Here is a 9,478-nt window from a genome sequence, read left to right on the forward strand (position 1 = left end):
TTCATGCGTCCATTTTTTGAATTACTGAAGAAAATTATTCAAACCGGGGTGGGAAAAACCCGCTTCCTGATGGCAGCAGTTGGTTTGGGTATTGCCATGCTGCTGATACTCATCGCTATCCAGGCACACTCCAACTTCAGCCAGCTGCTGTACAGCAGCAAAAATCAAAATGAAACCGCCGATTTCCTCGTGATCAATAAAACCATTACCAATGCTATGATGGGGCAGTCGGCTAAAAGTATTTTTACCCCGGAAGAAATTACCACTATAAAAAAGCAACCATTCGTACAGTCGTTCGGGTTAGTAACCTCCAGCCAGTACAAAGTAGTGGTGCAAGCGCCCGGCGACCTCCATTTTGCCACGGATATGTTTTTTGAAGCGGTACCGGACAGCTTCCTGGATGTGAAAGCGCAGGATTGGAAATGGGCGGAGGGCGACCGTACCATTCCTATTATTTTGCCAAACGATTTCCTGAATCTCTACAACTTCGGGTTTTCCCTGAGCCAGGACCTGCCGCAGATTTCCCAGGAAACGGTGAAGGCGTTGCCGCTACAGGTAAACATTTCCGGCAACCAGTTATCGGATCAGTACATGGGGCATATTGTAGGTTTTTCTGACCGTATTTCTTCTTTCCTGGTACCAGCCTCCTTTATGGCCTGGGCCAATGAAAAGTACGGGATGACCACCGCCACCGGTACCTCCCGTGTGATCATTAAAACGCCGGATCCTTCCAACCCTGCATTGGTGAAATTCCTGCAGGATAACGGCTATACCACCAACCAGGATAAACTGAAGTTCAGCAAAACCAGGCTGATTGTGCAAACCATTGTATCTGTAGTAGGTTTTTTCGGGTTGATCTTATTGTTCTTTGCCCTGCTGGTTTTCAGCATGTTTATACAACTGGTGATTGCTTCCTGCAAGCGGGAAATCCAGCTACTGGTGATACTGGGCACAGCGCCAAAACAGCTGCAACGTTACCTGTTGAAGCAGTTTGTACCCTTGTATATTGTGATCGGTATTTTATCGTTGTTGCTGGTAAGCGGCTTGCAATACTGGGCGGCGGGCGAGCTGGCCCGGCATGAAATGCAGGTAAGCACCTGGCCGGGTGTTCCTGTATTTGCGGGTATTGCGCTGGTGTTGGGCCTGGTGTATATTGTAAACCTTCTTACGGTGAGGAAGTATGTAAACAATATTTAGCCCTGCGGGGGCCGGTACGGCACGGTAAAGGTAGATTTTCCCCTTTGTGAAATCAGCAGGTAAGGCACCCAGATGGCCATGCGCAGCAGCGGCCAGAGGACGGAGTTAACACTGAAAATATCGCGGGGTTTTTCTGCTTTGAAGTAATAGTAATTCAGTGAATTATCTGCATAAATAAAAACAGTAGCCATAAAATAGAAAGTGGCCAGCGCAAATGGGAAGGTATCGCGCCGGTGAAAAAACAATACTGCCAGCAGGATGCTGTAAGCCAGGAAAAATACATTGATCACCATTTCCATGATGAGGAAAAGCTGTACCAGCGTAATATTTCCCAGATCCTGCCGGTCGGAAATGCTGATCCAGTACGAATAATCGAATACCGCCATTTTACAGATACCGGCTATTTCTCCCATAGGGGTGAACAGCAAACCGATAGCGAGTAGTACCAGCCCGCCTCCAATGGGCTGTGGGTCGGGCACTTCTTCATTGGACAAAACTGAATATTTATAAAAAACAAACCCCAGGCAGGCGAATCCCGCTGCGAAGAGCAAAGCCAGTATTATGGCAAGCCAGTTCCCTTTACCTTCCGGGTGCCGGGCTACCGCGGAAGAAGGATTCCAGCTAAGATCCATAGAAGTTACTTCATTCATCTTCTTCAGATCCTTTACATATTGTGGGATAAACTTTACGGGGATATGATCGCTGAATGTTTTGAAATGATAGGACAAGATGACCTGCTGTTCTTTCGTTTCAGCGGTGTAGTCGAATATGTAATACTCATTTTGCAGGTGCAGCGGTGTTTGGTCCAGCGACCATTTAACAGGCGTGTGCAGGATGATCTGGTAGTCGAGGTCGTAAGGATAGCGGATGCTAACCGGTATTTTACGTTTATCGTCGGAGATGTATGAGAGGATATCGTAGAACGGTTGTGCGCTGGTAGTGAATACCAGTTTGCCTGTGCTGCTGTCTTTTTTCCAGAGATCGTGTATGAAGTAGCTTTCATTTACATAAACGGTATTGCCGGCGGCGCTATCGCGGGTAGTGATGGAATCGTTGATGGCTACATCTCCGTATAGTTTTTTATAGTAGGCGAGGTACGATTTTTCTTTATCCTTCATGCTGGTACCTGCCAGCTCTGCCCGTTGTGCGTCCGCATCATCGCGGTGATAGGTGGTTACCACTTCCAGTTTCCCGTCTTTATTTTCATCATCCGGCAGGGTGAAAGTTTCCCGGATGGCAATTTTGCCACGGGTAGCAGGTACAATGGGGGTAAGCTGTGTGGTGGTATCAGTTACTACCAATGCCTGGCGGTAATCCGGTTCGCACATATCTGCCAGGCTTCCCCGTTGGTACGACATGGTGCCGTCAAGCCAGTATACCTTGTTATTCAGCACGGCATGTACAATAGCGTGGTTAAAGGCATTGGGAGAAGGGAGCATTTCGCTTACGGCGCCTCTCATATCCGTATTTACGTAAGCCATGCTGGCGGTAATATTGTTGGCGCGGAGCATGGTGCAAAGCAGCAGGGCTTTGTCTTTACAATCCCCGAAACGTTGCGCCAGTACTTTATCCGGGTTATTGGGGCGGTGGGAGTATTCTCCCATTTCGATGCCCATATAACGGATATCGTCCTGTACAAAACGTAATGCCTGGAGCAGGTAGGTGGCCTGGTTGCCATTGGCCAGCTTTTTAAGGGCGGCGATCTTACGTGCCAGCAGCGGGCCCGGCGGAGGGGTTTGGTTCACTTTCATACCCCATTGCGCTACTTCTTTCCAGGAGGGGTATTCGCTTACCTGTACGTAGGTAAAAGGGTTATACCAGGACGGAACAAAGCTGGTATTATCGGTTTCCCTTACGTCTACTTTATTCCATTCGTATACGGTGAGGCCGTTCCACGACTTCTGAACAGGAGCGGCGGCATTATTATATTGTTTAAACCGGAGCTGTCTTTGAGGGTTTGCGATGAGGTTTTTGTAGTAGTTCACAATAGGTTCGTAGGCCACGAAATACAGGCGGCTGTCCACTTTCCCGTTGAAGATCGGGTTGTCCCCGTTGATGGAGTAGGCATATTCGATCTGGTCGCCTTTCCTTACATCTTCCAGGATCAGGTAAGCGGTGTAAGTACCGCTGTAGATGAAGCGGGAAAGATCCTGTTCTTTCTGAAGCAATTTGAAAGCGGCGCCGGGAAGGCGGTTAATCTCTTTTCCATCGCGGCGGATCACTATTTTATGGAAGCTAAGCTTTTCGTATTGCGGATCATAGTCGACCGAAATTTCCGATCCGTTTTGAATACCGGCTTCCGACACAATTTGCCGGATGAAGTGCTGATAAGTGCTTTTCAGCTCCATTTGCCTTTGTTCTTCCAGCAGGAGGAGGTAATAGCCATCGCTGATGTTTTTGGCATTTGGTTTTCGGGTGAGATCGGGCGTGAAGGGGACCAGCCACGTAGGTGCGGGGCTGGTATTTACTTTTTGGGCGGGTGCAATGGTGGGTGTTAGTATCAGCAACAGGGATAATACTAACTTCCGGGCACGGGAACTGGTAACGTGCATAGCTATGTTGGTTGATACCCGTTAACTGGGTATAGGGCAGTAAAAATTTTGCAGATGAATTTACGGTTGTTTTCCGATAGTTAACATATAAACTGCAAAAGAGGCGAGCCAGTGTTCACCGGCGTAGCTGCCGCTGAAAACCTGCTTCAGCCCGGCTTCCATATGTGCATGGGCCAATTGGCGGATGGCTTGTTGGTTTTTACCACCGTGTTCGGCAATGGCTTCCAGGCACCAGGTGCGGCTCAGGTTTAGCCCGTCGAGGTGAACGAGTTTGCCATCGGTTCTGTCTTTTACCTGTGCCACCTGCAGGATACTTATCTTGTTTTCAAAGAGGCCGGGTAAAAATGCGTATAGCCATTTGCGGTAGTCTGTTTCCGGCATTACCCTGCGCATCAGGTCTGCTTCTTCCAGGGACGGGGAGAGGAAGTCGTAGCCACCGGGTTCCCATTGTACCGGCGCGTTTTTATCGGCGGCGTAGAAGCGCATAGCGGCGTCGTGTATGGCTTTTTTCAGTGGCTCGTCTTTGGCGGTTACTGCATAATCCCAGGCCAGGCATAACCCGAAGGCGAGGTTGGTATGTTCGCCAACCCGGATGGGGTACATGATTTTATCGAGGAACTGGATATATGCGGTGGAGAACTGGGAGGCCAGTGGCTGCAGGTTTTGGCTCATAGTTTTACCCAGCGGGTCGTTCCAGGTGAGCAGTTCATTTTGCAGTTGCAGGAGCCAGCTCCAGCCGTAGATCCGTTCAAAGCTTTTGTTTTCTGCGTTGCTGAACAGTTGTTGTTCTACTTTTATATTTTCTGCAGATAGATGTGCGGCCAGTTTGGTTCTGATCACCGGAGCTTTTGCCAGGTTGGGGTAGGATTTCAGCAACCGTACCAGCATCCAGTGCCCGTGTACGCTGCTATGCCAGTCGAAACAGCCATAGAAAGCAGGGTGATAATTTTTCGGCGCAGTGAGCAATGAGCTGTCGGTGAATACGATCCCTGTTTTATAGGGAAATTCCAGGTCCAGGCATTTCAGTGGCAGTTCTGCCAGTTTATTGGCGATATCCGGCGTTAACCTGGAAGCTGCGGGAGTGTGTCCCTGGCTGGAAGAAGGTACCTGTGCGCTCATGTTGAATGAGAAAAAGAGGATGATGAATAACTGGCCTGAGAATTTCACGGTGGAGCGATGCTTTTATCTGTTAAATAACAATTTTACGTAGAACATGGGTTTGCCCAGTTTTTTCCGGAGGTCTACCTCGTGGAACATGCACGACATCAGGTCTTTCAGCTGTTTATTGCGGGAGCCCATTTTCATCAGCATATTAAACAGCCACGGGTATTTGACGAGCTTCTGAAGCTTGGTGCTCACCTGTAGTTCCGGTCCGAGGATGCGGTATACGTTTTCGTCGTATGCGTTGAAGAAAGTATCCGAATAATCGTTGGCTTCGATGGCGGCAGCGGCTTGTTGGGCGGCAATCCTGCCGGAGTAAAGGGCGTTGCCGATGCCTTCGCCGGTGAAGGGGTCTATCAGGAAACCTGCATCGCCTACCAGCATATAGCGTTCCCCGTGCAGTTTTCTTTTTTTGGTGCCGAGGGGTAAGCCATAACCGTCGATGGTGCCGGTGAGTTCCGCGTTTTTGAATCGTTCCTTCATAACGGGGTCTGTGGCGAGGGTATCCAGCATCAGCTGTTTCAGGTTTACCTTTTTGTTGCGGGCCGAGTTGCTGAGCATTCCTACGCCTACGTTGGCTTCTCCATTGGGGAGGGGGAATATCCAGATATAGCCCGGGAGCATATTTTTCAGGAAGTGCAGTTCAATGAAGTTGTCTTTATGCAGGCCGGTGATGCCTTTATAGTAGGCGCGGATACCGGCCACATAATGTTTGGGTTCCATTTTGATACCAGCCACATCGCGGGTAAAGCCGGAGTGGGCGCCGTTGGCTACTATCACTACGTCGGCTTTTATTTTAAAGGAGCCATCTTTACTGGAGAGGTGGTATCCATCGGGCTGGAGGTCGTATTTATCGATACTTACGCCTTCGAATAAGCGGATTTCCGGGCGGCGTTTTATTTCATCCACCAGAAAATTGTCGAAGTCGATACGTTTGCAAACGAATCCTCTTGGGTTGCTCATATCTTCCTGGTAGCCCATGCGGTAGGGGATATCCATCCCGATACGATTGGGCGCCACGAAAGTAACGCCCCAGCTGTCGGCCTTAAACATGGCCTGCTGGAGGCGTAGCCCGATGCCTTTATCGATACGTTCCAGGAGGGTGAGCACTTTTCCGCTTAGTCCGTCTCCACAAACTTTATCTCTCGGGAAAACGGCTTTATCGACTACGATACATTCAACGCCAAGCTGGGCGAGTTGCAGTGCTGCTGTGGCTCCGCCCGGGCCCGCGCCTATGATACAAACTTTTGTTTCCATTATTGATGATACTGTTACGTGGCGGTAAGATACGGAATAGTGAGGATTTAGCACATGGGATTGGCTCCGTTAAAAATCCGCTATATTTGCGGTTCTTAAAAACACACGAAACATGTTTGGTGATTTATTTGGAAAGCTGACACAGATCAAGCAGAAAATGCAGGAAGGCAAAGAACGTCTGGCTACAGTAACTTTATCCGGCGAAGCCGGCGATGGTGCCGTAAAAGTAACCGTGGATGGTAACCGCCAGGTGAAAAGTATTGATATTGCTGAGCGTCTTTTTGCACCGGAGCATAAAGAAGAACTGGAAGACCTGCTGCTTACGGCACTGAACCGTGCGCTGAAAGAAGGAGAGAGTGCATTTGAAGCAGAAATGAAGAACGCTGCCGGCGGAATGCTGGGAGGGTTGTTGTAATATATTTCAACACAGGGAATTGCCATATGTACCATTGGTATATATGGCAATTTCATTTTATGGGAAAACTGAATAAATTTTGTAGGGCATAAATAATATTCCGTTTCCGATGTAATAGTACTCCGTACATGGATCCCCGCCGTTATTTTGTGGAACATTGCTGGGCGCTACATTTCCCACTACCGGTACTATTATGTGGCTGAACGAAACCAGGAAGAAGAAAAAGAAAGCAGCATCCCCCGCTTTACCGGAAGAGGGAGCAGCTGCGCAGGTAGCCTGACCTCATTCTTTCCGTTTCTGCAATTACCCTTCAGAAACGGAAGGTTTTAATCTCATTTTAATTTTACTGCTGTTAACGTTTTCTTAGCAAACCCTTACTCCTGCTAAGTTTTAACATTCCTGTACAGAATATGGAATAGCATTTGGCATATACAACAGCGTAAAATTATAACCCAATGATCAATCAGTATGAAGTGCCAGCCTGTATTGAAGATACGATACCAGCACTAAGAAAAGCGCTGCACCAGTTTCCGGCCATATATCATATTTACGACACCATTAGTTGCTTAACGGAGTATACCGATAAGCAGCTGAGGGAGCAGAATTTCCCGGTAGCAGATAAATGTTTGCAGCTGGCCGGCCGGTTATATGAAAAGGGTAATACGGTTGTGAAAGAAGCGATTACCCGTATTTTTTTACCGGTACTTTGCAGGGTTCCCCTTGCAGATGCCGTAAGCAGGATCCGGATGTATTCATTGATCCCGGATTCAATTTATCCACTTTACATACAACATCAACTTACTGGTAATGGAAACAGATGAGGAGATTGTCGTCCGGCTGGCAACAGCTATGGACGTTGATTTTGCCCTGCCTATTGCAGCGGAAATGGAAGCATCCGCAAAGGCGAGGGGTACGGGGATCGCCAAAAGAAATCCCGCTACAATAAAGGAAAAGATCCTGGAAGGGAAAGCCGTTATTGCCTTCACGGCAGAAGGAATATGGGCTGGGTTTTCCTATATACAATCCTGGGAAAACGCCGGGTTTGTATCTAACAGCGGTTTGATTGTGGCGCCTGCATTCCGTGGACTGAAGGTGGCGCAGGCTATCAAGCAAAAGATATTTGAGCTGAGCCGGCTGCTTTATCCACGTGCAAAAATATTCAGCATCACCACGGGTTTGCCGGTGATGAAACTCAATACCCGGTTGGGTTTTGAGCCGGTTACCTATGATGAGATCACACACGACCCTCTTTTTTGGGAAGGGTGTAAAAGTTGCGTAAACTATCCTATCCTGGCAGGCAAAAATTACAGGAATTGTTTGTGTACTGCCATGTTGTTTCAGCCTTCGGGGAATTGAAACAAGAGAACCACTACGGTGAAAATACAGCCAATGAGTTTAAACCGGCGATGCTTTTGCATTGCTGGTTTTCTGCGTTTGTATTTGTTTTATCCGTTGAAGTTCACATCAATAATGAGTAGCTTATTGACTTTGTCTGCTGTTTTTTTGTGTTCACCGTTGAACCGTATGTAGTAGCGGCTGATTTCGATGTGAACCGGAGGCGCCGGGAAGTTGTTCAGCTGGGCAACCCGGGCGTAAGCAGCCGGTGAGCCATATTCCTTTACGTGTTGTTGCAGGGCCGGCAGAGAGGTTGGGGGGAACCGGCGTTTTTCGGCAGCGGAGTATTTTTTGCAGATGAAAAAGTTGCTGGCTTCCGGGGGAATTATTTCCCAGGGGGAGTGATAGTGTTTCCAGTGGTCCAGCGGCTCGTGTTCAACAACAGCGCTGGTTTCGTAGCCTTGTGATATTTTTATTTTGTTGATTTCGCCGGTGGTAACAGCGAGCATCTGACCCTCAATGGTATGGAGATGCGCCAGCCGGAAATAGAGGGTATCCGGGCGCAGTTCGAAATCGTTGCGTTGGGTATCCGGTATGATCCAGTCCAGGGAAAAGTAGCAATCACCGAAATGGATATACGTAGTAGTGTCGCGGGATGTTATGTATACTTCATTCGAGGCAACGTTAACTGCAGGCGCCGGTATTGCAATGAGTTGCATGGTATCTATCTGTACAGGTCTTTCCTTCACGGGCTTTACAGGCCGATGACAGGCAGGTAGCAACAGCAAAGCTGTTGCGGGGAGTAAAAATATTTTCATGGCATAAGGGATACTCTAACGAACGTTGGCGCCGGGATAAATGCCCCTGAACCCGGAAACAGTTAATCTGCGTCTACTGCGCCGGTGGTATCTACTTTCCTGTTAAGGGCTTCCCACAGAATATCTTTTAGTTCACTGAGTCCCTGGTTTGTAACAGAAGAAATAAATACATGCGGCACATCTTCCGGCAGTTCGGCCGCTATAGCGGCTTTCAGCTCATCATCAAGCATATCGCTTTTACTGATGGCCAGCAGGAACTGTTTGTCCAGTAGTTCGGGATTATATTGTTCCAGTTCATTTACCAGTACTTCAAAATCTTTCCGGTGATCTGCACTATCGGCTGGAATAAGGAATAATAATACGGCGTTTCTTTCAATATGTCGTAAAAAACGGTGGCCTAAACCTTTCCCTTCATGGGCGCCTTCGATGATACCGGGGAGGTCGGCGATGCAAAACGATTTGCTGTCGCGGTATTCCACCATTCCGAGTTGAGGGGTGAGCGTAGTAAAGGCGTAGTCGGCCACTTTAGGTTTTGCTGCGGTAATGGTAGACAGGAGGGTGGATTTGCCGGCATTGGGAAAACCAACCAGTCCCACATCTGCCAAAACCTTTAATTCCACAATTTTCCAGCCTTCACTGCCGGGCATACCGGGTTGTGCGTATTCAGGTGTTTGGTTGGTAGCAGATTTAAAATAGGCGTTGCCTTTTCCGCCTTGTCCGCCGGGGATCCATATGATCTCCTG

Annotated in this window: 10 protein-coding genes; 5 read left to right on the plus strand and 5 right to left on the minus strand. The window is 48.4% G+C overall.

Features of this window, described 5'->3' with window-relative positions; all coding sequences use genetic code 11:
• The first annotated feature begins 3 nt into the window (after nt 1–3).
• The gene (locus VN105_RS19310) at nt 4–1,197 is read left to right on the plus strand and encodes an FtsX-like permease family protein (protein ID WP_325643223.1); all 1,194 of its coding nucleotides are present in this window, start codon (nt 4–6) and stop codon (nt 1,195–1,197) included.
• On the opposite strand, the gene VN105_RS19315 is transcribed toward VN105_RS19310, so the two are convergent.
• From VN105_RS19315 to VN105_RS19325, 3 genes are read right to left on the minus strand one after another with little or no spacing between them, the layout of a single operon-like run.
• The gene (locus tag VN105_RS19315; protein ID WP_325643225.1) at nt 1,194–3,749 is read right to left on the minus strand and encodes a DUF3857 domain-containing protein; all 2,556 of its coding nucleotides are present in this window, start codon (nt 3,747–3,749) and stop codon (nt 1,194–1,196) included. The genes VN105_RS19310 and VN105_RS19315 overlap by 4 nt on opposite strands.
• 60 nt (nt 3,750–3,809) lie before the next feature.
• Nucleotides 3,810–4,916, minus strand: coding sequence for a DUF2891 domain-containing protein (locus VN105_RS19320; RefSeq protein WP_325643227.1), 1,107 nt, complete (start codon nt 4,914–4,916; stop codon nt 3,810–3,812).
• 15 nt (nt 4,917–4,931) lie between these two features.
• The gene (locus VN105_RS19325) at nt 4,932–6,167 is read right to left on the minus strand and encodes a geranylgeranyl reductase family protein (protein ID WP_325643229.1); all 1,236 of its coding nucleotides are present in this window, start codon (nt 6,165–6,167) and stop codon (nt 4,932–4,934) included.
• A gap of 112 nt (nt 6,168–6,279) precedes the next feature.
• Here VN105_RS19325 and VN105_RS19330 point away from each other — a divergent pair, with 112 nt between their 5' ends.
• The 4 genes from VN105_RS19330 (at nt 6,280) to VN105_RS19345 (ending at nt 7,938) form a co-directional block, all read left to right on the plus strand.
• Complete coding sequence (locus VN105_RS19330; RefSeq protein WP_142684610.1) at nt 6,280–6,582, plus strand: YbaB/EbfC family nucleoid-associated protein; 303 nt, start codon at nt 6,280–6,282, stop codon at nt 6,580–6,582.
• 157 nt (nt 6,583–6,739) lie between these two features.
• Complete coding sequence (locus VN105_RS19335) at nt 6,740–6,862, plus strand: hypothetical protein (protein ID WP_325643231.1); 123 nt, start codon at nt 6,740–6,742, stop codon at nt 6,860–6,862.
• A gap of 175 nt (nt 6,863–7,037) precedes the next feature.
• A complete protein-coding gene (locus VN105_RS19340) occupies nt 7,038–7,403 on the plus strand; it encodes a DUF7674 family protein (RefSeq protein WP_325643232.1) in 366 nt (121 codons plus the stop codon).
• Nucleotides 7,390–7,938, plus strand: coding sequence for an N-acetyltransferase (locus tag VN105_RS19345; protein WP_325643234.1), 549 nt, complete (start codon nt 7,390–7,392; stop codon nt 7,936–7,938). Before VN105_RS19340 ends, VN105_RS19345 begins: the two co-directional genes overlap by 14 nt.
• A gap of 89 nt (nt 7,939–8,027) precedes the next feature.
• Here the strand turns inward: VN105_RS19345 and VN105_RS19350 are convergent, their stop codons facing one another.
• Both VN105_RS19350 and VN105_RS19355 read right to left on the minus strand, forming a co-directional pair.
• Entirely contained in the window at nt 8,028–8,735 is a 708-nt protein-coding gene (locus tag VN105_RS19350) for a hypothetical protein (RefSeq protein ID WP_325643235.1), read from the minus strand.
• Between the two features lie 62 nt (nt 8,736–8,797).
• On the minus strand, nt 8,798–9,478 hold a 681-nt coding region (locus VN105_RS19355; protein WP_325643236.1), incomplete at its 5' end, for an Obg family GTPase.

This window comes from Chitinophaga sp. (assembly GCF_035564935.1).
In the GTDB taxonomy this organism is placed as follows: Bacteria; Bacteroidota; Bacteroidia; order Chitinophagales; family Chitinophagaceae; genus Chitinophaga.

Coding starts and splice junctions, on each gene's coding strand:
- VN105_RS19310 (WP_325643223.1), top strand. CDS start 4: ATGCGTCCATTTTTTGAATTACTGAAGAAAATTATTCAAACCGGGGTG.
- VN105_RS19315 (WP_325643225.1), bottom strand. CDS start 3,749: ATGCACGTTACCAGTTCCCGTGCCCGGAAGTTAGTATTATCCCTGTTG.
- VN105_RS19325 (WP_325643229.1), bottom strand. CDS start 6,167: ATGGAAACAAAAGTTTGTATCATAGGCGCGGGCCCGGGCGGAGCCACA.
- VN105_RS19330 (WP_142684610.1), top strand. CDS start 6,280: ATGTTTGGTGATTTATTTGGAAAGCTGACACAGATCAAGCAGAAAATG.
- VN105_RS19340 (WP_325643232.1), top strand. CDS start 7,038: ATGATCAATCAGTATGAAGTGCCAGCCTGTATTGAAGATACGATACCA.
- VN105_RS19345 (WP_325643234.1), top strand. CDS start 7,390: ATGGAAACAGATGAGGAGATTGTCGTCCGGCTGGCAACAGCTATGGAC.
- VN105_RS19350 (WP_325643235.1), bottom strand. CDS start 8,735: ATGAAAATATTTTTACTCCCCGCAACAGCTTTGCTGTTGCTACCTGCC.